Genomic DNA, 22,159 nt, shown 5'->3' with positions numbered 1-22,159 from the left:
TCCCCGTAGGCTCCGTGCCCGTGAGCGAGCAACCCCCTGGTCCGCTGGACGACGAGCTGCCCGAGCAGATGCGGGTCCGCCGCGCCAAGCTCGACCGGCTCCGGGAGTCGGGCATCGACCCGTACCCCGTGACCGTTCCGCGCACCACGACGCTGGCCGCCGTCCGCGCCGCGCACCCCGACCTGGAGCCGGACACGATGACCGGCGAGCAGGTGGGCATCACCGGCCGGGTCATCTTCTCCCGGAACACCGGCAAGCTGGCGTTCGCGACGTTGCGCGAGGGCGACGCCGAGCTCCAGGTCATGCTGTCGGTCGACCGCGTCGGCGAGGAGTCCCTGGCGGCCTGGAAGGCCGACGTCGACCTCGGCGACCACGTCTTCGTCAGCGGCGAGGTGGGGACGTCGCGGCGCGGCGAGCTCTCGGTGTTCGCCGACTCCTGGCAGCTGACCGCCAAGGCGCTGCGCCCGCTGCCCGTGGCGCACAAGCCGATGAGCGAGGAGCTGCGGGTCCGACGTCGCTACGTCGACCTCATCGTGCGCGACGAGGCGCGCCGCACCGTGCGCCAGCGGGCGACGGTGATGTCCTCGCTGCGCGCCGGGCTGGTGTCCCGCGGCTACCTCGAGGTCGAGACCCCGATGCTGCAGACCGTGCACGGCGGTGCCGCCGCCCGGCCGTTCCGGACGCACATGAACGCGTTCGACCTCGACCTCTACCTGCGCATCGCGCCGGAGCTGTTCCTCAAGCGGTGCATCGTCGGCGGGCTGGACCGGGTGTTCGAGATCAACCGGAACTTCCGCAACGAGGGCGCCGACAGCTCGCACTCCCCGGAGTTCGCGATGCTCGAGGCCTACCAGGCCTACGCCGACTACCAGGTGATGGCCACGCTCACCCGCGAGCTGATCCAGGACGCCTCGGTGGCGCTGTTCGGCGACCACACCGCCCGCCACCACGACGGCACCGAGGTCGACCTGTCGGGGGAGTGGCCGCAGGTCCCGCTCTACACGGCGGTGTCGGACGCGGTGGGGGAGGAGATCACCCCCGAGACCCCGATCGAGGTGCTGCGGACCCTCGCCGACCGGCACGACGTCGGCATCGACCCGGCATGGATCCACGGCAAGGTCGTCGAGGAGCTGTTCGAGGCGCTGGTGCAGCACACCCTCCAGGCGCCGACCTTCGTCGTCGACTACCCGCTGGACACCTCGCCGCTGACGCGGGGGCACCGCTCGTCGCCGGGTCTGGCCGAGAAGTGGGACCTCTACATCGGCGGCATCGAGCGGGCGACGGCGTACTCGGAGCTGGTCGACCCGGTCGTGCAGCGGGACCGCTTCACCGCGCAGGCCGTGCTCGCCGCGGCCGGCGATCCGGAGGCGATGGCGCTCGACGAGGACTTCCTCGAGGCCCTGGAGTACGGAATGCCACCGACCGGCGGGATGGGCATGGGGATGGACCGTCTCATGATGACACTCACCGGACTCGGAATTCGCGAGACCATCCTGTTCCCGCTGGTCAGGCCAATCAGTTCCTGAGTGGAACCAATCGGATCCGATTCACCACAAAGGATCGCGCGCCCCCGCTGTGGTGGAATTGCAGCGCCGTATGGTGCAATGATCACGTCGGCTCTCTTCGGAGGGCGATTCCCAACGGCCTTCCGGCCTGCAATGAAATGTGAGGAACTCGATGGCGCGCAAGGTTCAGGTCATTCTGAGCGACGACCTCGACGAGAATCTCCCCGCCGACGAGACCGTGAGCTTCTCGCTGGACGGGACCTCGTACGAGATCGACCTGGCGGAGAAGAACGCCAAGGAACTGCGCGACGTGTTCTCGCGGTACGTCTCCGCCGCTCGCAAGGTGGGTCGCGGCAGCCGCGGCGCCTCCGGCGGCGGTCGTTCGCGGGCCACCGGCGGCCGCATGGACCGCGAGCAGGCCGGCGCGATCCGTGACTGGGCGCGCAAGAACGGCCACCAGGTCAGCGACCGCGGCCGGATCCCGGCCAGCGTGGTCGAGGCCTACGAAGCCGCTCACTGAACCAGCACCCGTCGCACCGACGGGTCACCGTCTCGGCCCGGTTCCCCCTCGGGGAGCCGGGCCGAACGTGTGTCCTGGGGCGCCAGCGCAGGGATGGACGACGCGCCGGGTCGTCCGCTGACGGCGTAACGGGATCGGAACACCTGTTGGGCACCCTCGGTTGCACCGAGCAGCCATCCACCGCACCGGTCGCACCGCGACAGGACGGCATGGTTCGCGACTACAGTGGAATGACCGGTGCCCCCAGCGCCGACGGAATGTCGGGTGCTCCTTCCCAGCACGGGGAGGGCAGTGCCGGACCAGCCGGTCGAAGGAGAAGCAGCAGATGTTCGAACGGTTCACCGACCGAGCCCGCCGTGTCGTCGTCCTGGCCCAGGAAGAGGCCCGGATGCTCAACCACAACTACATCGGCACCGAGCACATCCTCCTGGGTCTGATCCACGAGGGTGAGGGCGTCGCTGCCAAGGCACTGGAGTCCCTCGGCATCTCGCTCGAGGGCGTCCGCCAGCAGGTCGAGGAGATCATCGGCCAGGGCCAGCAGGCCCCGTCCGGCCACATCCCCTTCACCCCGCGGGCGAAGAAGGTGCTCGAGCTCTCGCTGCGCGAGGCGCTCCAGCTCGGCCACAACTACATCGGCACCGAGCACATCCTGCTCGGCCTGATCCGCGAGGGCGAGGGCGTCGCCGCCCAGGTCCTGGTGAAGCTCGGCGCCGACCTCAACCGCGTCCGCCAGCAGGTCATCCAGTTGCTCTCCGGCTACCAGGGCAAGGAGCCGGCCGCGGCCGGCGGCCCCGCCGAGGGCACCCCGTCGACCTCGCTGGTCCTCGACCAGTTCGGCCGCAACCTGACCCAGGCCGCGCGCGACTCCAAGCTCGACCCGGTCATCGGGCGCGCCAAGGAGATCGAGCGGGTCATGCAGGTCCTGTCGCGGCGGACCAAGAACAACCCGGTCCTCATCGGCGAGCCCGGCGTCGGCAAGACCGCCGTCGTCGAGGGCCTGGCGCAGGCCATCGTCAAGGGCGAGGTGCCCGAGACGCTGAAGGACAAGCAGCTCTACACGCTGGACCTCGGCGCCCTGGTCGCCGGTTCCCGCTACCGCGGTGACTTCGAGGAGCGCCTCAAGAAGGTGCTCAAGGAGATCCGCACCCGCGGCGACATCATCCTGTTCATCGACGAGATCCACACCCTCGTCGGTGCCGGTGCCGCCGAGGGCGCGATCGACGCCGCCAGCATCCTCAAGCCGATGCTGGCCCGCGGCGAGCTGCAGACCATCGGTGCCACCACGCTCGACGAGTACCGCAAGCACCTGGAGAAGGACGCCGCGCTCGAGCGCCGCTTCCAGCCGATCCAGGTGGGCGAGCCGACGCTGCAGCACACCATCGAGATCCTCAAGGGTCTGCGCGACCGGTACGAGGCGCACCACCGGATCAGCATCACCGACGGCGCGCTCGTGGCCGCCGCGACGCTGGCCGACCGGTACATCTCCGACCGCTTCCTCCCGGACAAGGCGATCGACCTGATCGACGAGGCCGGCGCCCGGATGCGGATCAAGCGGATGACCGCCCCGCCGGACCTGCGCGAGTTCGACGACAAGATCGCGGCCGTCCGCCGCGAGAAGGAGTCGGCGATCGACGCGCAGGACTTCGAGAAGGCCGCGTCGCTGCGCGACAAGGAGAAGACCCTCCTGGGCGAGAAGGCCGAGCGCGAGAAGCAGTGGAAGGCCGGCGACATGGACGTCGTCGCCGAGGTCGACGACGAGCAGATCGCCGAGGTGCTGGCCAACTGGACCGGCATCCCCGTCTTCAAGCTCACCGAGGAGGAGACCTCGCGTCTGCTCCGCATGGAGGACGAGCTCCACAAGCGGATCATCGGCCAGGAAGAGGCCATCAAGAGCGTCAGCCAGGCGATCCGGCGTACGCGGGCGGGCCTCAAGGACCCCCGCCGTCCGGGCGGCTCGTTCATCTTCGCCGGCCCCTCGGGTGTCGGTAAGACCGAGCTGGCGAAGGCTCTGGCGCAGTTCCTGTTCGGTGAGGACGACGCGCTCATCCAGATCGACATGGGCGAGTTCCACGACAAGTTCACCGTCTCGCGTCTGGTCGGTGCCCCTCCCGGTTACGTCGGTTACGACGAGGGTGGTCAGCTGACCGAGAAGGTGCGCCGCAAGCCGTTCTCGGTGGTGCTCTTCGACGAGATCGAGAAGGCGCACGCGGATGTGTTCAACACACTTCTGCAGGTGCTGGAAGATGGCCGCCTCACCGATGGCCAGGGCCGGATCGTGGACTTCAAGAACACGATCCTGATCCTCACGACCAACCTTGGTACGCGGGACATCTCCAAGGCCGTCGGGCTCGGATTCCAGGCCGGCAACGACGACCAGTCGAACTACGACCGGATGAAGCTGAAGGTCAACGAGGAGCTCAAGCAGCACTTCCGGCCGGAGTTCCTCAACCGCATCGACGACATCGTCGTGTTCCACCAGCTGACCGAGAACGAGATCATCCGGATCGTCGATCTGATGGTCGCCCGGCTCGAGACCCAGCTGGGGAACAAGGACATGGCGCTGGAGATCACGCCCGCGGCGAAGCGACTGCTGGCCTCCCGGGGCTTCGACCCCGTCCTGGGTGCCCGGCCGCTGCGCCGGACCATCCAGCGCGAGATCGAGGACGCACTGAGCGAGAAGATCCTCTACGGCGAGCTGACCGCCGGTCAGATCATCGTGGTGGACGTCGACGACGCCGAGGGTGCCGCGCAGAAGTTCACCTTCCGCGGCGAGGCCAAGCCGATCGACCTCCCCGACACCCCGCCGGTGGCCCTCTCGGGCGCCGAGGGTGACGAGGACCGCCCGGCCGCCGAGTAACCCGGCACGAACGACAGGGGCCGCTCTCACCGCGAGGTGGGGGCGGCCCCTTCGCCGTTCAGCCCGGGAGTTGGAAGAGGTCGTCCTCGGTCTGCTCCACCAGGCCGTCGGCGAGCAGTGAGTCCAGGCAGCGGCTGCGCTGGACCGCGTCGTCCCACGCCGGCTCCAGCGCGGCGGCGTCCACCGGTTCGGACGCCGCGCGCAGGATGTCGAGCAGCCGGCCGCGCACCTGCCGGTCGGTGCCGGCGAACTTCTGCACCCGCCGGGCCGGCCCGTCGTGCGGCGGGGAGCCGGCCAGCCGCCACGCGCACCGGTCGCGGACCGGGCAGGCCCCGCAGCGCGGCGTGCCGGCGACGCACACCAGCGCCCCCAGTTCCATGACGGCGACGGAGAAGCGCACCGCCCGGGCGTCGTCGTCCGGTGCCAGCGCCGCCACGTCGGACAGGTCGGCGGCCCGCGCCGGCGCCGCCTCGGCCCGGCCGTGTGCGAGGCGGGCGACGACCCGGCGGACGTTGGTGTCCACCACCGGCTGCCGCTGCCCGTAGCCGAAGCAGGCCACCGCCCGCGCGGTGTAGGTGCCGATGCCGGGTAGCGCTTCCAGCGCGGTCACGTCCGCGGGGACGACGTCGCCGTGCCGCTCGGCGATCGCCGCGGCGGCGTCGCGCAGCCGCAGCGCCCGCCTCGGGTAGCCGAGCTTCCCCCAGGCACGGATCACCTCGGCGGGGCTCGCGGCGGCCAGTGCCGACGGGGTGGGCCAGCGCTCCAGCCACTCCCGCCAGACCGGCTCCACGCGCGCGACCGGTGTCTGCTGGAGCATCACCTCGCTGACCAGCACCGCCCACGCGTCGACGCCGGGCCGACGCCACGGCAGGTCCCGGGCGGCGGTGGCGAACCAGTCGACGACGACGTCACCGACGTCGGGACCCGGGGGGCGGGTGGGAAGGCTGGTCACGGGTGTCCAGTGTGCCGTCCCGGCAGCGGCGTGCCGGTGCGGGGCGGGGGTGGGCCGCCGTTAGCGTTCCGCGCGTGCTGCACCCGGTCGGGCCGTTGCCGGCGCGCGTCTACTGGCGCCGCCGGCTGCTCGTGCTGACCCTGCTCGTGGCCGTGCTGGGCGGGGCTGCGGTCGGCGGGATCGCGCTGGTGTCCGGCCGGGCCACGAGCGGCGCGACGACGGCGACGGACACCGTGGGCGGGCAGATGCCTTCGCCGGCGCTGGAGCAGGTCGTCCCGTCGCTGACCGCCGTGCGCACGCCGGCGCCGGTCCCGCCCGCTGCCGCGGCGGCGGAGGCGGCGGCCGAGCCGGTGACCGCGGCACCTCCGGCCCCGGTGGCCGGTGGACCCTGCACGGACGACATGCTGGCGATCGAGGTGCGCACCCCCGGTTCCGCGGCCGTCGGCAGCAAGCCGACGTTCGACCTGGTGGTCACCAACGCGTCGGCGGTGCCGTGCGTCCGGGCGCTGGACAAGAACCTGCAGGAGCTGATCATGCTCGACGCCGCCGGCGAGCGGGTCTGGGGCAGCAACGACTGCTTCCCCGAGGCCAGCAGCGATGTCCGCACGCTCGCGCCTGGCGAGGCGGTCGTCTTCCCGGTGGTCTGGGGCGGGCTGACCAGCCTGCCGGGCTGCGCGGCCCCGCGGTCGACTCCGCCCCCGGGCAGCTACGCCGTGCGGGGCCGGCTGGACACCAAGAGCTCGCCGGACGCGTCTCTCGCGCTCACCTGAGCGACGGGGTCTTCGGTCAGCTGTAGCGGTCGAGGATCGAGGTCTCGGCGAGGCGGGACAGGCCCTCGCGGATGCCGCGGGCGCGGGCCTCGCCCACGCCCTCCACGGCCAGCAGGTCCTCGATGGTGGCCGCGAGCAGCTTCTGCAGGCCGCCGAAGTGGTCGACCAGCCGGTCGATGATCCCCGAGGGCAGCCGCGGCACCCGGTTGAGCAGCCGGTAGCCGCGTGGGCTGACGGGGGAGTCGAGGGCGTCGGGCGAGGTGGGCAGCCCGTAGCAGCGGGCCACCGCGGACAGGTCGAGCAGCTCGGTGGCCGAGAGCGCCCGCAGGTCGGTGAGGACCTGGTCGATGGAGCGGGTCCGGCGCCCGCCGCCGGGCAGGTAGTCGCGGACCAGCAGGCCGCGGTCCTCTTCGACGCCGGCCAGCATCTCGTCCAGCTGCAGCGCGAGCAGGCGGCCGTCGGTGCCCAGTTCGACGACGAAGCCCTCGATCTCGTCCGCGATCCGGCGGACCATCTCCAGCCGCTGGCTGACGCTCATCGCGTCGCGGACGGTGACGAGGTCCTCGATCTCCAGCGCCGACAACGTGCTGGCCACCTCGTCGAGGCGCAGCTTGTAGCGCTCCAGGGCGGCCAGGGCCTGGTTGGCGCGGGCCAGGATGGTGGTGGGGTGCTCGAGGGTGTAGCGGCGTCCGGCCACGTACACGCTGATGATGTGCATCGACTGGCTGACCGAGATGACCGGGAAGCCGGTCTGGATCGCCACCCGCTCCGCCGTGCGGTGCCGCGTGCCCGACTCCTCGGTGGGGACGGTGGGGTCGGGCATGAGGTGCACGCCGGCACGCACGATCCGGGAGCCGTCGTAGGACACGATGACCGCGCCGTCCATCTTGGCCAGCTCGCGCAGCCGGGTGGCCGAGAGGGCCACGTCCAGGGCGAACCCGCCGGTGCACAGCGACTCGACCACCCGGTCGTAGCCCAGGACGATCAGCGCACCGGTGCGACCGGCGAGGATCCGCTCCAGCCCGTCGCGCAGCGCGGTCCCTGGGGCGATGCGACCGAGGAGTTCGCGCAGTGCGACGTCGGGGTCCTCAGCGGCTGGCACGAGCACTCCTGACGGTCGGGGTGGACGAGGCGAGTCTACGTGCCGGGGCGGTTCCGGAGCACCGTCCGGTCATCGGCCCGGGGTCAGGATGCCAGATGCGAGACGGTCGGGTTCAGAACACCCGCTGGAAGGCCGAGCCGAGATCGGGCACCTCGATCAGCCTCATCCCGGGCGGCGGGTTGCCGGAGTCCTCGGGCACGAACGCCACCCGGTAGCCCTGCCGGGCGGCCTCCGCCAGGCGACGGCCGGTCCCGCCCACCCGCCGGATCTCGCCGGAGAGCCCCACCTCGCCCAGGGCGATCATCCCGGAGGGGAGCGCGCGGTCCCGGGACGCCGAGGCGATGGCCAGGGCGAGGGCGAGATCGGCCGCGGGCTCGGCGATGCGCACGCCGCCGACGGAGGCCGCGAACACGTCGGCGTCGGCCAGCTTCACGCCCCCTCGGCGCTCGACGACGGCGTTGACCATCGCCACCCGCTGGGCGTCGAGGCCGCTGACCGCCCGACGCGGGGAGCCACCACCGCTGGAGCTGGCGACCAGCGCCTGCACCTCGGCGAGCAGCGGCCGGCTGCCCTCCATCGTGACGGTCACGCAGCTGCCGGGGACCGGGGAGGCGCGGCGGGAGACGAACAACGCCGACGGGTCGGGGACGCCCACGACGCCGGCGTCCCCGATCTCGAAGCAGCCGATCTCGTCGGCCGGGCCGAAGCGGTTCTTCGTGGCGCGGACGAGCCGCAGCGTGGAGTGCCGCTCGCCGTCGAAGGCGATGACGACGTCGACGAGGTGCTCCAGGGTGCGCGGGCCGGCGATGGCGCCGTCCTTGGTCACGTGCCCGACCAGGATGGTGGTCATGCCGCGGCTCTTGGCGACGGCGGTCAGCGCTCCGGCCACGGCTCGCACCTGCGTGGCGCCGCCGTCGGTGCCCTCGCCGGGCGAGCGCACGGTCTGGACGCTGTCGAGGACGAGCAGCGTGGGGTTCACCTGCTCGACGTGGGACAGCACGGCCGACAGGTCGGTCTCGGCGGCCAGGTAGAGCCGTTCGTGCAGGGCACCGATGCGCTCGGCCCGCAGGCGTACCTGGCCGGCGGACTCCTCGCCCGAGACGACGAGCGCCGGGCCGTTGTTCGCCGCGACGCGGTGGGCCACCTCGAGCAGCAGCGTGGACTTGCCCACGCCGGGCTCGCCGGCGACCAGCAGGACGGCGCCGGGGACCAGCCCGCCGCCGAGGACCCGGTCGAACTCGCCGATGCCCGTCGGCACCGCGCGGGCGCCGGCCAGCTCCACCTCGGCGATCGGCCGGGCAGGGGCGGTGACGGGGCCGGCGGCGACCGACCGGAGCGCAGGAGCGGTCGAGCCGGATTCCTGGATCGTGCCCCACGCCTGGCACTCCGGGCAGCGACCCACCCACTTCGCCGAGGCGTAGCCGCACTCCGTGCAGCGGTGGGCAGGGCGGGCTGTCTTCACTCCGGCGGGCGGCACGCGGCGACGCTAACCCGCGCCTACGACAGGAAGCGGGAAGCGCCGGGGGGCCGGGAGGTCAGTCCTCGTCGCCGATGTCGGACTCGCGCTCGCGGGCGATGTCCTCCGCGCCCTCGCTGGCTTCCTCCGAGTGGTGGAAGTCGAAGCTCTCGGCCCGCTCGATCGTCCGGGACGGGGTGGCGACCGTGGCCTGCACGGTGATTTCACCCGCGTTCTCGAAGGTGAGGACCAGGGTGAGGTACTTGCCGACGGTGAGCGCTTCGTCCAGGCCGGTCAGGGTGACGGTCAGGTCGTCCTCGCCGATGATCAGCGTGGTGCCGGCGGGCACCTCGATCTCGCCGGACGACCCGACGGGCAGCTGGCCCAGCGAGACGCCTCGGTTCTTTGCCTCCGTCTCGCTGCCGGTGATCTCGACCGACGAGAAGCCCTCACCCTCGATGGAGGTGAGGGTGTCGTCCTCCCGACCGGTGTTCACGATCGCCATCCGCAGATCGACGTCGTCGCCGGCGTCGTACGAGCCTCCGCCGCGCGGGTTGACGACCTGCACCTGGCGCAGGGTGATGTCGCCGACCTGGGCCATCGCCCCGGTCCGGTCCCGGTCCTGGGTCGCCGTCTGCGTGACCTGCCCCGCGCTGCACGCGGAGAGCGCGACGGGGGAGAGCAGCGCAACGCACAGGGTGGCGGCGCGCAGAGCGCGGTTCACAGCCGTCGACCTCCACACAGGTTCGGTCCGGCCACCGCGGGACGGGTGGCGCGAGGATCGACTGGAGCCTAACGGTCGCCCCCGGGGGACCGCCCGCAGGGAAGGGGGGCGATCCTTCCGGGCCCGCGCGCGGGCGCGGTTCAGGTGACGCCGGCGCCGCCGGCCAGCAGGAGGACCACGTCGAGGACGACGAGCAGCATGACGGCGGGGAAGGCCAGCCGCCGCGCTCGACCGGTGCCCGCGAGGGCGGCCGTGGCGGCGACCGGGACGGCGATCGCGAGCCCCGTCCAGCCGGCCGCGGTCGGGGGGCCGTCGGGGCCGAGGACCAGTGCGACGGACGCGGCCAGCAGCAGCGCGGCGCAGAGCGCGCCGGAGGGAACGGCGCCCAGCCGGTGGGGGAGTCCCCGGACCCCGGTGGCGAGATCGTCCTCGAGGTCGGGGGCCACGTTCGCGAAGTGGGCCGCGGCCCCCAGTGCGCCGCCCGCGGCGACCAGCCACCAGGGGGCCGACGGCGTGCCGGGGGCCGCGGCGACGACTCCGGCCGGCAGGGCCCCGAACCCGGTGACGTAGGGCAGTACGGACGCGGCGGTGCGCTTCAACCCGGCGTTGTACGCCCAGCCACTGGCCACGAGGACCAGGAGCAGCAACCCCGGCACGACCCCGAGGAGCAGGGACAGCGGAACGGCGGCGGCGACGGCGGCGAGGGCGGCCGCGCGCAGGGCCGCGGGGTCGAGGGCACCCTGCACCACCGGCTTGTCGGGCCGCGCGACGGCGCGGTCCCGGTCGGCGTCGAGCCAGTCGTTGCTCCAGCCGATGGACGCCTGACCTGCGAGAACGGCCGCGCAGACGAGCGCCGCCCGGCCGGCGCCCGCGCCGGCGGCGACGGCGAGCAGGGTCGCCACGGTGGTCACCGCGACCGCCGGACCGAGGTGCGTCGCGCGCGCCAGTGCGGCCGCCGACGGGGTCCGCGGCGTGGGCTGACGCACACCGGGCATGGCTCTGTCAACCCCCTCTCCGAAGCGGATCGGGCCTCTGACCTGCACCTTTACGGCACGACCGAGGTCCGTTCGGTCAGTCTGCCGTGGTAGCCTGGAGTCAGCGAAAGGGGTCACATTCACATGGGCTTCACTGTCGGCGAGACCGTCGTCTATCCGCATCATGGTGCCGCGCTGATCGAGGCGATCGAGCAGCGGACCATCAAGGGCGTCGAGAGGGCCTACCTCGTGCTGAAGGTCGCCCAGGGCGACCTCACCGTGCGGGTACCGGCTGACAACGCAGAGATCGTCGGCGTCCGCGACGTCGTCGGTCAGGAGGGCCTGGACAAGGTCTTCGAGGTGCTGCGCGCGCCTCACACCGAGGAGCCGACCAACTGGTCGCGCCGCTACAAGGCGAACCTCGAGAAGCTGGCCTCGGGTGACGTGAACAAGGTGGCCGAGGTCGTCCGCGACCTGTGGCGCCGCGACAAGGACCGCGGGCTCTCCGCCGGGGAGAAGCGCATGCTCTCCAAGGCGCGCCAGATCCTGGTCAGCGAGCTCGCGCTCGCCGAGGGCACCAACGAGGACAAGGCCGAGATCCTGCTCGACGAGGTCCTCGCCAGCTGAGCACTCCTCAGCACCCCAGGACGAACCGGACCACTCCCGTGCACGCTGTCGCGATCGTCGCAGCGGCCGGGAGTGGTTCGCGTCTGGGGGCGGACCTGCCGAAGGCGCTGGTTCCGCTGGCCGGTCGACCGCTGGTCGCCTGGTCGGTCGACGCGCTGCGCGCCGGCGGGGTGGCCGAGATCGTCGTCGCGGTGCCCGCGGCCCAGCGGGACGCGTTCGCCGCCGCCCTGCCCGGTGTCCGCCTCGTCGACGGAGCGGCCAGCCGGACCGGCTCGGTGCGCGCCTGTCTCGCCGCCGCGACCGCGGGCGCCGACGTCGTCCTCGTGCACGACGCGGCCCGTCCGCTGACCCCGCCGGACCTCGTGCGCCGGGTCCTGGCCGCCCTCGGGGACGGCCACCCGGCCGTCGTCCCGGTCCTGCCGGTCGTGGACACCACGGTGGTCGTGGACGATGCCGGCGTGATCACCGAGGTGCCTCCGCGCGCGACGCTCCGCCGGGTGCAGACCCCCCAGGGGTTCGACCGCGCCGTCCTCGCCGCCGCGTACTCCGGTCTCCCGGCCGACGCCGATCTCACCGACGACGCCGCGGTCGTCCGCGCCGCCGGGGTCCCGGTGGTCACCGTCCCCGGAGACGAGCGGGCCGCGAAGGTGACCGTCGCGCACGACCTCGCGCTGGCCGAGGCGCAGGTGGCCCGGTGACCGGGCTGCCCCGCGTCGGCACCGGGACCGACGTGCACCCGGTCGAGCCGGGTCGCCCCTGCTGGCTGGCGGGTCTGGAGTGGCCGGACGCCGACGGCTGCGCCGGGCACTCGGACGGCGACGTCGTGGCCCACGCCCTCACCGACGCCGTCCTCTCCGCCGCGGGCCTGGGCGACATCGGCGGGCTGCTGGGCACCGACGACCCGCGCTGGTCCGGCGCCCGGGGCGCCGACGTCCTCGCCCACGTCCGGGAGGTCCTCGCGGACGCCGGCTGGCAGGTCGGCAACGCGTCGGTGCAGCTGATCGGGAACACCCCCAAGGTCGGCCCGCGCCGGGCGGAGGCCGAGGCGGTGCTCTCCGCCGCGCTCGGTGCCCCGGTGAGCGTGAGCGCCACCACCACCGACGGGCTCGGGCTGACCGGCCGGGGCGAGGGGCGGGCCGCCGTGGCGACCGCGCTGGTGGTCCGGACGAGGGATGCGGGCTCTCCGCAGGCAGAAGGGCCCTCCGCCACTCCGTAGACTCCGGGCGGTGAGCCTCCGCCTGTACGACACGGCCGCCCGCGCGGTCCGCGACTTCACGCCCCTGCGTGCCGGTCAGGCCTCCGTCTACGTCTGCGGGCTCACCGTGCAGGGACGCCCGCACATCGGTCACGTCCGCGCCGCGCTCGCCTTCGACGTGCTCCGTCGATGGCTGACGCACAGCGGCCTGGACGTCACCTACGTCCGCAACGTCACCGACATCGACGACAAGATCCTCGCGAAGTCGGCCGAGCACGACGTCCCGTGGTGGGCCTGGGCGTACGACAACGAACTGGCCGCCACGCGGGCGCTCGCCGTCCTCGGCGTCCTGCCGCCCACGTACGAGCCGCGCGCCACCGGCCACATCCCGGAGATGGTCACGCTGATGCAGCGGCTGATCGACCGCGGGCACGCCTACGCCGTCGACGGCGACGTCTACTTCGACGTCCGTTCCTTCCCCGAGTACGGGGCGCTGACCGGGCAGAAGCTGGAGAACCTCGAGCCCGCCGCCGACACCGACAGCGACGACCGCAAGCGCGACCCTCGCGACTTCGCCCTGTGGAAGGCCCACAAGGAGGGCGAGCCCGAGACCGCGTCGTGGGACACGCCGTGGGGCCGCGGCCGTCCGGGCTGGCACCTCGAGTGCTCGGCCATGGTCGGCAAGTACCTCGGGGCCGAGTTCGACATCCACGGCGGCGGCCTGGACCTGCGCTTCCCGCACCACGAGAACGAGCAGGCGCAGTCGCGCGCCGCCGGTGACGGCTTCGCCCGGTACTGGCTGCACAACGGCTGGGTCACCCTCGGCGGCGAGAAGATGAGCAAGTCGCTGGGCAACACCGCGCTGGTCGACGAGGTGGTGCAGCGGGTGCGACCGGTCGAGCTGCGCTACTACCTGGTCGCGCCGCACTACCGTTCCGCGATCGAGTTCACCGACACCGCGCTCGAGGAGGCGGCCGCCGGCTACCGGCGGATCGAGTCGTTCGTGAAGCGCGCCGCCGAGAGGGTGGGCGGGGACATCGCGACCAACGAACTGCCCGACGCCTTCCGCGCCGCCCTGGACGACGACCTGGGGACGCCGGCGGCGATCGCCGCCGTCCACGAGGCCGTGCGACAGGGCAACACCGCCCTGGCCGACGACGACGACGCGGCCGTCCGCGCCGCGCTGGACGCGACCCGCGCCATGCTCGGCGTCCTCGGCCTCGATCCGCTCGACCCGCAGTGGGCGGCCGGCGCCGACGACCGCCTCGGGCGGGCCACCGACGGGCTGCTCGCGCTCGCGCTCGAGCAGCGCCAGGCCGCCCGCGCCCGCAAGGACTTCACGGCCGCGGACGCGATCCGCGACCGGCTCACCGCTCTCGGCGTCTCCGTCGAGGACACCCCGCAAGGAACCCGATGGGAGCTGACCCGCTGATGGCCGGCAACAGCCAGCGCCGCGGCCGCTCGACCGGCGCCGGCAAGAAGACCGCCACCGCGGGGACCGGCGGCAAGAACCGTCGCTCGCTGGCCGGACGCGGTGCCACCCCGCCGGCCGAGCAGCGCTACGGCCATCCCGCCCAGCGCAAGGCGCAGGCCCAGGAGCGGCAGCGCGCCGACCGCGCCCGTGCCCGCCAGCGGCAGGAGGAGTCGCCGGAGCTCCTCCTCGGCCGCAACCCCGTCGTCGAGGCGCTGCGGGCGCAGATCCCGGCGACCGCGCTGTACGTCGTCACCGGGGACACCGCACGGGCCACCGACGAGCGGATCACCGAGGCGCTGGCCCTGGCCGCCGACCGCGGGCTGCCGTTGATGGAGGTCGGCAAGGCCGAGTTCGACCGCATGTCCCAGGGCGCGCTGCACCAGGGCATCGGCCTGCAGGTGCCGCCCTACGACTACGCGCACCCGGACGACCTGGTCGACCTGGCCCGCAACTCCGGCCGGCCCCCGCTGATCGTGGCGCTGGACGGCGTCACCGATCCGCGGAACCTGGGTGCGGTCGTCCGGTCGGCCGCCGCCTTCGACGCCCAGGGCGTCGTCGTCCCGCAGCGTCGCGCGGTGGGGATGACCGCCTCGGCCTGGCGGACGAGCGCCGGCGCCGCGGCGCGCATCCCGGTGGCGCGGGCGGTCAACCTGGCCCGCACCCTGGGGAGCTACCAGGACGCCGGCCTGCAGACGGTCGGTCTGGCCGGCGACGGCGACGTCGACCTGCACGAGTACGACGGGTTCGCCGACCCGGTGGCGCTCGTCGTCGGGGCCGAGGGCACCGGGCTGTCGCGGCTGGTGCGGGAGAAGTGCGACGTCGTCGTCCGCATCCCGATCGATCGCGACACCGAGTCGCTCAACGTCAGCGTCGCGGCGGGAATCGCGCTGTACGCCGCGGGGATGGCCCGCCGCTGATCCGGCGAACGTTGCCCTGACCACGTGATCCAGGGCACACTCCGCGGCACCGCTCCCGAGGAGGAACCTGTGCAGATCAGCCAACTGCTCCGCCGCAAGGGTCCCGAGGTCGCCACCATCGATGCGTCGGACAGCGTCCGGGCCGCACTCGAACTGCTGGCCGAGAAGGGCATCGGCGCGCTCGTCGTGTCCTCCGACGGCCGCCGCGTCGAGGGCATCATCTCCGAGCGGGACGTCGCCCGCGGACTCCACGAGCACGGGGCCGGGCTCCTCGCCGAACCGGTCTCCAGCGTGATGACGCAGTCGGTGCACACCTGCCCGCCGGACGCCAGCGTGGACGGCCTCGCGCGGACGATGACCGACCAGCGGGTCCGGCACGTCCCGGTCGTCGCCGACGGGGCGCTGGTCGGCATCGTGTCGATCGGCGACGTCGTCAAGGCAAGGCTCGACGAGCTGGAGACGGAGCGCCGGCAGCTCGTCGACTACATCCAGACGCCCTGACGGCCGGCGGGCTCAGCCGATGAGCTGGGCCACGGTGTAGATCACCAGGCCGGCGAGCCCGCCGACGACGGTGCCGTTGACCCGGATCCACTGCAGGTCACGGCCGACCTGCAGCTCGATCCGGCGACTGGTCTCGTCGGTGTCCCAGCGGGCCACGGTGCTGCTCACCAGGTCGGCGACGTCGCCGGAGAACCGTTCCGCCAGGTAGCCGGCGACGCCGGCCGCGTGCCGCTGGACCAGTTCGCGGACCGTGGGGTCGGACTCGAGCATGCGGGCGCCCTCGAGGATCAGGGCGGTGACCCGGGCGCGCAGCTCCGAGTCCGGGTCGGCGGCCGCGGCGAGGACGGCGGTCTTCGCGTTGCCCCAGAGCGAGCCCGACCAGGTGCGCACCGCCGGGTGCTCGAGCAGTTCCTTCTTCAGCCCCTCGACGCGGGCGGCCGCGTCCGGGTCGGTGCGCAGCGCCTCCGCGTACGCCCGCAGGCGGACGTCGTAGTCGTGGCGCAGCGGGTGCCGCGGGTCGGCGCCGACCTCGTCGAGGAAGCGCTGGATGCCGGCGAACGCACGGTCGAACACCCGGTCGTCCACCCAGTCGGGCACCCACGCGGGGGAGGCGTCGCCGAGCTGGGCGCGGAAGACCAGCCGGTTGTCCTCGAGGAACCGGGACATCAGCCGGAGGGCCGCGGAGAGGACCTCCTGGTGCCGGTCGCCGTCGACCACCAGCTCCAGCACCCGCGCCAGCGCCGGGGCGGCGGGGGTCTCGTGCAGCTTGCGCTGCACCAGGGCGGCGACGGCGGGCTCGAGGTCCTCGTCGCGGAGCAGGTCGGTGAGGGCGGACAGCGCGGCGGCTGCGTCCCCGGAGAGGCGCTCGGCCCGCCCGGGAGCGGCGAGGAAGATCCCGAGCCGCCCGGGGACGTCCATGGTGCCGAGCTTCTCCTCGATCACCGTGCGGGTGAGGAAGTTCTCCTGCACGAAGGTGCCCAGGCTGGCGCCGATCTGGTCCTTCTTGCGCGGGATGATCGCGGTGTGCGGGATCGGCAGCCGCAAGGGGTGCCGGAACAGCGCGGTGACGGCGAACCAGTCGGCCAGGGCGCCGACCATGGACGCCTCGGCCGTGGCGCGCACGTAGCCGATCCAGGCGCCCTGTTCGGTGCCCACGAGCGTGCAGACGACGAAGACGACGGCGGCGAGCACGAACAGCCCGGTCGCCATCCGCTTCATCCGGGCCAGGTCGCGCGCCCGCTGCGGATCGTCCAGCGAGGCGGTCAGCGGGAGGGACGGCAGGAGGTCCGGCACGCACCGAGCCTAAGGACCCCGACCCGCCACCCGCGCCGGCGGACTCAGCTGGTGGAGCCCAGCGTCACCTCGATGGTGCGGGTGTTCCCGTCCCGCCGGACCCTCAGCTCGACGGTCTCGCCCGGGGCTTGGCTGCGCACCGCGGCGGTGAGCTCGGTGGAGGTGGTCACCGGACGGTCGCCCACCGCGGTGACGACGTCGCCGACCTCGATGCCCGCGTCCTCGGCGGCGGTGCCGGACTCGACGCTGACGACCTCCGCGCCGCTGCCGACCTCGCGGTTGCCGCCGTCGGACGCGGTGCGGGCGCTGACGCCGAGGTAGGCGCGGGTGGCCTCGCCGGTCTCCATCAGCTCGTCGCTGATCCGCTTGGCGCTGTTGCTGGGGATGGCGAAGCCCACGCCGATGTTGCCGCTCTGCGCCTCGCCGCCGAAGCTGCCCGAGGCGACCGTGGCGATGGCGGTGTTGATGCCGATGACCTCACCGGCGCCGTTCACCAGGGCGCCCCCGGAGTTGCCCGGGTTGATCGCGGCGTCGGTCTGGATGGCGTCGATGACCGTGGCCTCGTCCTGCCCCCCGCCGGTGGCTACGGCGCGGCCGGTGGCGCTGACGATGCCGTCGGTGACCGTGTTCGACAGACCCAGCGGGGCGCCGATGGCGACGGCGATGTCGCCCACCTGGACGTCGTCGGAGTCGGCGAAGGTGGCCGGGGTCAGCCCCTCGGCGTCGAGGCGGACCACTGCCAGGTCGGAGGCGGGATCGGTGCCGACGACGTCGGCGTCGAAGAGGGTGCCGTCGCTGGTGCGCACCTGCACCGTGCCGGAGCGCCCGTCCTCACCGGCCACGACGTGGTTGTTGGTGAGGACGAAGCCGTCCTCGGTGAGGACGACGCCCGACCCGCTGCCGGAGCCCCCGGTCCCGGTGACGTAGATGGTGACGACGCTCGGCGCGGCCTTCGCGGCCGCCGCGGTCGCGGTGGTCGCCGACTCGGGGTTCTCGATGACGACGTTCTGGGCCGCGGCGGGTGAACCGCCCGAGGTGCCGCCGTCGTCGACGAGCGTGACGACGCCGGCGCCGGCGGCTCCGCCGATCAGTGCGCCGGCCACGAGCCCCGCGAGCCCCGTGCGGAAGCGACCGGTGCGGCGCGTTGCCGGCTCGGACGCGCCGGGAGCGGCGGGCGGCGGCGTCCCGTAGCCGGTGGGCACGGGCGTCGTCTGCATCCGTGGGGGGCCCCAGTACGGCTGCGGTGCCGGCTGGCCCGGTCCGGCCTGGCCGTAGGGGCGGGTGTACGGGGACTGCCCGTACGCGGGTGGGCCGTAGGGAGTCCGGGGGTACGGACCGGAGCCGTAGGGCTGCGGTCCGGGAGCCGCCGAGGCCTCCGGCCGCTGCTGGCCGTCGTCGGGCCGCTCGACGGCGCCGTCGGACGGCTCGGCCGGGCCGGTGGGACCCGAGGGTCCGTGTTCGCTCACTGGTCGATTCCTCCCTTGGCGCGGCCATCCGACCGGCGCCACGGCCCCACTGTCCCGCCACGCGCTGCCGCGCGGCTGGAGGCTCCCTGTGAGGTGCCTGGACGGGTCAACGCGGGACGTCGTCCAACAATGCCCCGCGGCCGACGAGTTCCGTGACGATCCAGACCGCGAGCATCTCGGCGGCGAGCAGCCCCACGAGGACCAGCAGCTGAGCGGCTCCCGCCTCGAGCGGCGTGCCGCCGCCGAGCAGGACGCCGACGAAGGCGCCGGGCAGGGTCACCAGACCGACGGTGCGGGTCTGGTCCAGCGGCGGGATCAGCGCGGTGGCCGCGACCGGCCGGACGACGAGCAGGACGGCGTCGCGCGGCATCAGTCCCAGGGCGAGGGCCGCCTCCACCTCGCCCCGCCGCTGGCCGAGCTCCTCGCGCAGCCGGCGTCCGGCCAGGGAGGTGGCCGTCATGGCGCCGCCGATGAGGATGCCGGCGATGGGGATGACCGCCTCGCCGCGCAGGGGAACGGTTCCGCTGGCCAGCACGAGGAGGACGACGGGTCCGGCGCCGCACGCGATCGGCAGCGCGGCGGCCACCAGCCGGCCGCGGACACCGGGGGAGCGCAGCGGACGTCCGGTCACCCGCCCGGCGGCGGTGACCGACGCGATGCCGGTCATGAGGACGACGAAGGCGGCGGAGAGGGCCAGCGACCCGACGACGGCGACCAGCACGGCGGAGACGACCGCGAGCTGCACCGTGGCGCGGGCCGCGGCGACGAGGATCGACCGGTGCTCGCCCAGACCGGAGAGCCATCCAGCGGCCGCCGCGATCACCGTGAGGGCGACGAGCACGAGGGCCAGCCGGAGGTCCGGGTCGACGACGGATGAGCCCACGGGCGTCGATCCTGCCTGCCGCCCCGTGTCGGGGCGTGGCCGGTGCGCGGACCGGGTAGGGGGCCCGGGCGGACGGCCGACCGGCCGTCCCCGCGCACCTCGGAGGCCGCCCGTGCCCGGTCCGCTCGCCCGGTCCGCTCTCCTGCTCGTGTCGGGTGCCGGGCTCGTCCTGGCCGTCGCCGGAGCGTTCGTCCTCCGCGGGCCGGGGCTGGTCCTGCTGCTGGTGACGGCGGCGGTCGTGGGATCGGGCGCGGCCGTCATGGCGCGGGAGGTGCCGGGGACCCGGCACTCGGCCGCCGACGTCGGTGTCAGGACCGCCGGGTGGACCACCGGCCTGGTCCTGGTGCTCGTCGGGACGTCGGCCCTCGCCGGCGGCGTGGTGGCTGCGCTCGTCATCGCCGCCGTCGTCGCGTGGATCGTCGTGGCCCGGCTGCGGCGGGCGGCACCGGCACGCGGGCCGGCGGTCCGGGCGGTGCCGCCGCACGGCCCCCGGGCCCGGCACCGAGCCCGTCCGGACGGCCGATGGCCCTGCTCCTGCCCCCGGTGGGTGGGCTCGCGACCGACTCGCTCGGGCAGGAGTGGATGCGTACCAGTGCCGCGCTGGCGGGGCGCCTGGATCCCGTCGTCCGGCAGGCGGTCGTCGCGCGCCGGGCGACCGTGCTCGACGAGCTGGAGCGTCGCGACCCGGGCGGCTTCGCGCGCTGGCTGGCCGCCGGACCGGCACCGGGCAATCCGGCCGACCACGTGCGCGATCTCCCGGCGGCGGGCACCGGCGCCGCCTGACCCGGCGCAATCCGGTCGAGGGCGACGGCCGAACCTGGCAGCGTCCACCGGGTGACCGCTCCACCCGTGGTGCTCCGCCCCGCGACGGCCGCCGACGCCGGGGCCGTCGCCGACGTGTGGCTGCGCGCCTTCGACGTCGCGTTGCCGACGGTGCGCCGCGCGCATCCCGACGACGACGTGCGGCGCTGGATCCGCGACGTCCTCCTCCCGCGGCACGACGCGTGGGTGGCGACCGCGGACGACGCGGTGATCGGCGTCCTCGCGCTCTCCGACGGCTGGCTCGACCAGCTCTACCTCGCCCCCTCCTGGTGGGGGCGCGGCGTCGGCGCCCGCCTCGTCGGGCTGGCCAAGGAGCGGCAGTCCGCGGGGCTGCAGCTGTGGACCTTCCAGGTCAACCGGGCCGCGCAGCGGTTCTACGAGCGCCAGGGCTTCGACGCCGTCGAGCGGACCGACGGGGCGGGCAACGAGGAGGGCGAACCCGACGTCCGCTACGTCTGGCGGCCGGGGGACCGGTGAGCAGGCGCGGCCCCGGGGAAGGGGTGTACGGCGCCGGGACGGTCCATCCGCGCGCTGTACCTATCCTGGGGCCGGGACCCGGTCCCGCTCTTCCGCCGACGTGGCGCAATTGGTAGCGCACCCGACTTGTAATCGGGCGGTTAGGGGTTCAAGTCCCCTCGTCGGCTCAGTCGAAGCTCCCGGCGCCGTCGCGGCGGTAGCGCGAGCGCCGCTCCAGGCGTTCCCGCTCGGCTCGCTCCGCGCGGACCCGCCCGGCCGTGCCCGGCGGGTAGCCGGCCTTCACCACCCGGTGCTCGGTCGTCTCGGTCATGTACGCCGTCGAGAAGAAGAGCCCGAGCAGCAGCCCGCCGACGGCCGCCGACACCCGGTACGGCAACGGCACCGGGACGACCACGACGACGAGCACGAGCACCGGCAGCAGTTGCACCAGCGCACGGGCCAGGTGCCGCCACACCCACGTGCGCCCCGTGGTGTCGGAGAGCACCCACGGCGACAGGTGCCGCGGCAGCCCCCCGCCGAGGGCGTACCAGACCCACTGCGCCGGGTTGGGTCGTTCGCCGCTCACGCCTCCGACGGTAGGCCGGTACGGGTCGGCGGGGCGGGGCCGTTCCCCGCGTACGGTGGCGCCTCGTGGACGAGCGTCGCCTGGGGGTCGTCTTCGGGCTGGCCGCCTACTCCATGTGGGGTCTGTTCCCGCTGTACTTCCCGCTGCTGGAGCCCGCCGGCGGCCTGGAGATCGTGGCGCACCGCGTGCTGTGGTCCCTGCTGTTCGTCGCCCTGCTGCTGACGGCCGTCCGCCGCTGGCCCCACGTGCGCTCCGCCGTCGCCGACCGTCGGACGCTGCTCGTCCTCGCGGGCGCCGCCGTCCTCATCGCCGGGAACTGGCTGATCTTCGTGTACGGCGTGAACTCCGGGCACGTCGTCGAGACGTCGCTGGGCTACTTCATCAACCCGCTGGTGAGCGTGCTGCTCGGCGTCGTGGTCTTCGGCGAGCGGCTGCGCCGCTGGCAGTGGGTCGCCGTCGCCATCGCCGCCGTCGCCGTCGCCGTGCTGACGATCGACTACGGCCGTCCGCCGTGGATCGCCCTGAGCCTGGCGGGCACCTTCGGGCTGTACGGGCTGATGAAGAAGCTGGTGCGGGTGGAGGCCGCGCCCGGGCTCCTCGTCGAGACGGCGTTGGTGACGCTGCCCGCCGTCGCGGTGCTGACCCTCCTGCACGCCGACGGCGCCGGGACGTTCGGCAACGCGGGCGCGGGGCACGCGCTGCTGCTGGTGACCTCCGGGATCGCGACCGCCGTCCCGCTGCTGCTGTTCGCCGCGGCGGCCCGGCGCATCCCGTTGTCGACGATCGGCCTGCTGCAGTACCTCACGCCGCTCATGCAGCTGGCCGTCGGCGTCTTCGTCTACGACGAGCCGATGCCTCCGGCGCGACTCGCCGGGTTCGCCGTCGTCTGGCTCGCGCTGGCCGTCTTCACGGCGGACACCCTGCGACACGCCCGTGCGGGGACACGCCGGGCGGTTCCGGCCGTCGTGCCGGCCGGTCTGTGACCTGCGCCGCCGCCCGTCGTCGTCACGCTCGTCCCACGCGGCGCAGCAGCAAACCGTCGGTGGGCCGGTCTACGGTTCCTCCCGAGCCGCCCGCAC

The 22,159-nt window shown here is 73.7% G+C and carries 22 protein-coding genes and 1 tRNA gene; 14 read left to right on the top strand and 9 right to left on the bottom strand.

Annotated features, from left to right (window positions below; genetic code table 11):
- The first annotated feature begins 20 nt into the window (after positions 1 to 20).
- The 3 genes from lysX (at position 21) to BN344_RS06620 (ending at position 4,882) form a co-directional block, all read left to right on the top strand.
- On the top strand, positions 21 to 1,526 hold the full coding sequence (gene lysX / locus BN344_RS06630) for a bifunctional lysylphosphatidylglycerol synthetase/lysine--tRNA ligase LysX (RefSeq protein ID WP_040338065.1): 1,506 nt from the start codon (positions 21 to 23) through the stop codon (positions 1,524 to 1,526).
- A 151-nt stretch (positions 1,527 to 1,677) separates the two neighbouring features.
- On the top strand, positions 1,678 to 2,025 hold the full coding sequence (locus BN344_RS06625; RefSeq protein ID WP_040337440.1) for a histone-like nucleoid-structuring protein Lsr2: 348 nt from the start codon (positions 1,678 to 1,680) through the stop codon (positions 2,023 to 2,025).
- Positions 2,026 to 2,350: 325 nt separating this feature from the next.
- On the top strand, positions 2,351 to 4,882 hold the full coding sequence (locus BN344_RS06620) for an ATP-dependent Clp protease ATP-binding subunit (protein WP_040337439.1): 2,532 nt from the start codon (positions 2,351 to 2,353) through the stop codon (positions 4,880 to 4,882).
- A 58-nt stretch (positions 4,883 to 4,940) separates the two neighbouring features.
- Here the strand turns inward: BN344_RS06620 and BN344_RS06615 are convergent, their stop codons facing one another.
- The gene (locus tag BN344_RS06615; protein WP_040337438.1) at positions 4,941 to 5,834 is read right to left on the bottom strand and encodes an HhH-GPD family protein; all 894 of its coding nucleotides are present in this window, start codon (positions 5,832 to 5,834) and stop codon (positions 4,941 to 4,943) included.
- A 74-nt stretch (positions 5,835 to 5,908) separates the two neighbouring features.
- On the opposite strand from BN344_RS06615, the gene BN344_RS06610 reads away from it, so the two are divergent.
- Positions 5,909 to 6,604 carry a MucR family transcriptional regulator gene (locus BN344_RS06610; protein WP_040337437.1) on the top strand — a complete coding sequence of 232 codons (696 nt, stop codon included), beginning with the start codon at positions 5,909 to 5,911 and terminating at the stop codon, positions 6,602 to 6,604.
- Positions 6,605 to 6,620: 16 nt separating this feature from the next.
- Here the strand turns inward: BN344_RS06610 and disA are convergent, their stop codons facing one another.
- The 4 genes from disA to BN344_RS06590 all read right to left on the bottom strand — a co-directional run bounded on the left by disA (position 6,621) and on the right by BN344_RS06590 (position 10,881).
- The gene (gene disA / locus BN344_RS06605) at positions 6,621 to 7,706 is read right to left on the bottom strand and encodes a DNA integrity scanning diadenylate cyclase DisA (RefSeq protein ID WP_040337436.1); all 1,086 of its coding nucleotides are present in this window, start codon (positions 7,704 to 7,706) and stop codon (positions 6,621 to 6,623) included.
- Positions 7,707 to 7,818: 112 nt separating this feature from the next.
- Entirely contained in the window at positions 7,819 to 9,183 is a 1,365-nt protein-coding gene (gene radA, locus BN344_RS06600; RefSeq protein ID WP_051515598.1) for a DNA repair protein RadA, read from the bottom strand.
- 58 nt (positions 9,184 to 9,241) lie between these two features.
- A complete protein-coding gene (locus BN344_RS06595; RefSeq protein ID WP_040337434.1) occupies positions 9,242 to 9,886 on the bottom strand; it encodes a copper chaperone PCu(A)C in 645 nt (214 codons plus the stop codon).
- A 140-nt stretch (positions 9,887 to 10,026) separates the two neighbouring features.
- On the bottom strand, positions 10,027 to 10,881 hold the full coding sequence (locus tag BN344_RS06590) for a UbiA family prenyltransferase (RefSeq protein WP_051515597.1): 855 nt from the start codon (positions 10,879 to 10,881) through the stop codon (positions 10,027 to 10,029).
- A gap of 123 nt (positions 10,882 to 11,004) precedes the next feature.
- Here BN344_RS06590 and BN344_RS06585 point away from each other — a divergent pair, with 123 nt between their 5' ends.
- Genes BN344_RS06585 through BN344_RS06560 form a run of 6 tightly spaced genes read left to right on the top strand, consistent with a single transcriptional unit; the run spans position 11,005 to position 15,574 of the window.
- Positions 11,005 to 11,487, top strand: a complete 483-nt coding sequence (locus BN344_RS06585; RefSeq protein ID WP_040337433.1) for a CarD family transcriptional regulator — start codon at positions 11,005 to 11,007, stop codon at positions 11,485 to 11,487.
- A gap of 38 nt (positions 11,488 to 11,525) precedes the next feature.
- Positions 11,526 to 12,185: a 2-C-methyl-D-erythritol 4-phosphate cytidylyltransferase gene (gene ispD / locus BN344_RS06580; protein ID WP_040337432.1), complete on the top strand. Its 660-nt coding sequence runs from the start codon at positions 11,526 to 11,528 to the stop codon at positions 12,183 to 12,185.
- Positions 12,182 to 12,703 carry a 2-C-methyl-D-erythritol 2,4-cyclodiphosphate synthase gene (ispF, locus tag BN344_RS06575; RefSeq protein ID WP_051515596.1) on the top strand — a complete coding sequence of 174 codons (522 nt, stop codon included), beginning with the start codon at positions 12,182 to 12,184 and terminating at the stop codon, positions 12,701 to 12,703. Before ispD ends, ispF begins: the two co-directional genes overlap by 4 nt.
- A 10-nt stretch (positions 12,704 to 12,713) precedes the next feature.
- On the top strand, positions 12,714 to 14,114 hold the full coding sequence (gene cysS / locus BN344_RS06570; protein WP_040337431.1) for a cysteine--tRNA ligase: 1,401 nt from the start codon (positions 12,714 to 12,716) through the stop codon (positions 14,112 to 14,114).
- Entirely contained in the window at positions 14,096 to 15,073 is a 978-nt protein-coding gene (gene rlmB / locus BN344_RS06565; RefSeq protein ID WP_231486543.1) for a 23S rRNA (guanosine(2251)-2'-O)-methyltransferase RlmB, read from the top strand. Before cysS ends, rlmB begins: the two co-directional genes overlap by 19 nt.
- A gap of 24 nt (positions 15,074 to 15,097) precedes the next feature.
- Positions 15,098 to 15,574: a CBS domain-containing protein gene (locus BN344_RS06560; protein ID WP_231486542.1), complete on the top strand. Its 477-nt coding sequence runs from the start codon at positions 15,098 to 15,100 to the stop codon at positions 15,572 to 15,574.
- 12 nt (positions 15,575 to 15,586) lie between these two features.
- Here the strand turns inward: BN344_RS06560 and BN344_RS06555 are convergent, their stop codons facing one another.
- From BN344_RS06555 to BN344_RS06545, 3 genes are all read right to left on the bottom strand, one after another.
- Positions 15,587 to 16,867, bottom strand: a complete 1,281-nt coding sequence (locus tag BN344_RS06555) for a DUF445 domain-containing protein (RefSeq protein ID WP_051515595.1) — start codon at positions 16,865 to 16,867, stop codon at positions 15,587 to 15,589.
- A gap of 44 nt (positions 16,868 to 16,911) precedes the next feature.
- On the bottom strand, positions 16,912 to 18,333 hold the full coding sequence (locus BN344_RS06550) for a S1C family serine protease (protein WP_231486539.1): 1,422 nt from the start codon (positions 18,331 to 18,333) through the stop codon (positions 16,912 to 16,914).
- Positions 18,334 to 18,439: 106 nt separating this feature from the next.
- Positions 18,440 to 19,216, bottom strand: a complete 777-nt coding sequence (locus tag BN344_RS06545) for an ABC transporter permease (protein ID WP_051515594.1) — start codon at positions 19,214 to 19,216, stop codon at positions 18,440 to 18,442.
- A gap of 522 nt (positions 19,217 to 19,738) precedes the next feature.
- Between BN344_RS06545 and BN344_RS06540 the strand changes: the two genes are divergently transcribed.
- From BN344_RS06540 to BN344_RS06530, 3 genes are all read left to right on the top strand, one after another.
- On the top strand, positions 19,739 to 19,999 hold the full coding sequence (locus BN344_RS06540) for a hypothetical protein (RefSeq protein WP_051515593.1): 261 nt from the start codon (positions 19,739 to 19,741) through the stop codon (positions 19,997 to 19,999).
- 51 nt (positions 20,000 to 20,050) lie between these two features.
- Entirely contained in the window at positions 20,051 to 20,515 is a 465-nt protein-coding gene (locus BN344_RS06535; RefSeq protein ID WP_081788392.1) for a GNAT family N-acetyltransferase, read from the top strand.
- 94 nt (positions 20,516 to 20,609) lie between these two features.
- Positions 20,610 to 20,682 (top strand) — tRNA-Thr (locus BN344_RS06530).
- Here BN344_RS06530 and BN344_RS06525 read toward each other — a convergent pair.
- Positions 20,682 to 21,080 (bottom strand): DUF5313 family protein, encoded by a 399-nt coding sequence (locus tag BN344_RS06525; RefSeq protein WP_040337428.1) that lies wholly within the window; start codon positions 21,078 to 21,080, stop codon positions 20,682 to 20,684. The genes BN344_RS06530 and BN344_RS06525 overlap by 1 nt on opposite strands.
- A gap of 65 nt (positions 21,081 to 21,145) precedes the next feature.
- Here BN344_RS06525 and rarD point away from each other — a divergent pair, with 65 nt between their 5' ends.
- Complete coding sequence (gene rarD, locus BN344_RS06520; protein WP_040337427.1) at positions 21,146 to 22,063, top strand: EamA family transporter RarD; 918 nt, start codon at positions 21,146 to 21,148, stop codon at positions 22,061 to 22,063.
- Positions 22,064 to 22,159 lie beyond the last annotated feature (96 nt).

This window comes from Candidatus Blastococcus massiliensis AP3, assembly GCF_000582785.1.
GTDB classification, from domain to species: Bacteria; Actinomycetota; Actinomycetes; order Mycobacteriales; family Geodermatophilaceae; genus Blastococcus; species Blastococcus massiliensis.
This window is presented reverse-complemented; position numbering and strand designations above follow the sequence as displayed.

Excerpts from the sequence above, each read along its gene's own strand:
- BN344_RS06625 (WP_040337440.1), top strand. The coding sequence starts at position 1,678 with ATGGCGCGCAAGGTTCAGGTCATTCTGAGCGACGACCTCGACGAGAAT.
- BN344_RS06620 (WP_040337439.1), top strand. The coding sequence starts at position 2,351 with ATGTTCGAACGGTTCACCGACCGAGCCCGCCGTGTCGTCGTCCTGGCC.
- BN344_RS06590 (WP_051515597.1), bottom strand. The coding sequence starts at position 10,881 with ATGCCCGGTGTGCGTCAGCCCACGCCGCGGACCCCGTCGGCGGCCGCA.
- BN344_RS06585 (WP_040337433.1), top strand. The coding sequence starts at position 11,005 with ATGGGCTTCACTGTCGGCGAGACCGTCGTCTATCCGCATCATGGTGCC.
- rlmB (WP_231486543.1), top strand. The coding sequence starts at position 14,096 with ATGGGAGCTGACCCGCTGATGGCCGGCAACAGCCAGCGCCGCGGCCGC.
- BN344_RS06540 (WP_051515593.1), top strand. The coding sequence starts at position 19,739 with ATGGCCCTGCTCCTGCCCCCGGTGGGTGGGCTCGCGACCGACTCGCTC.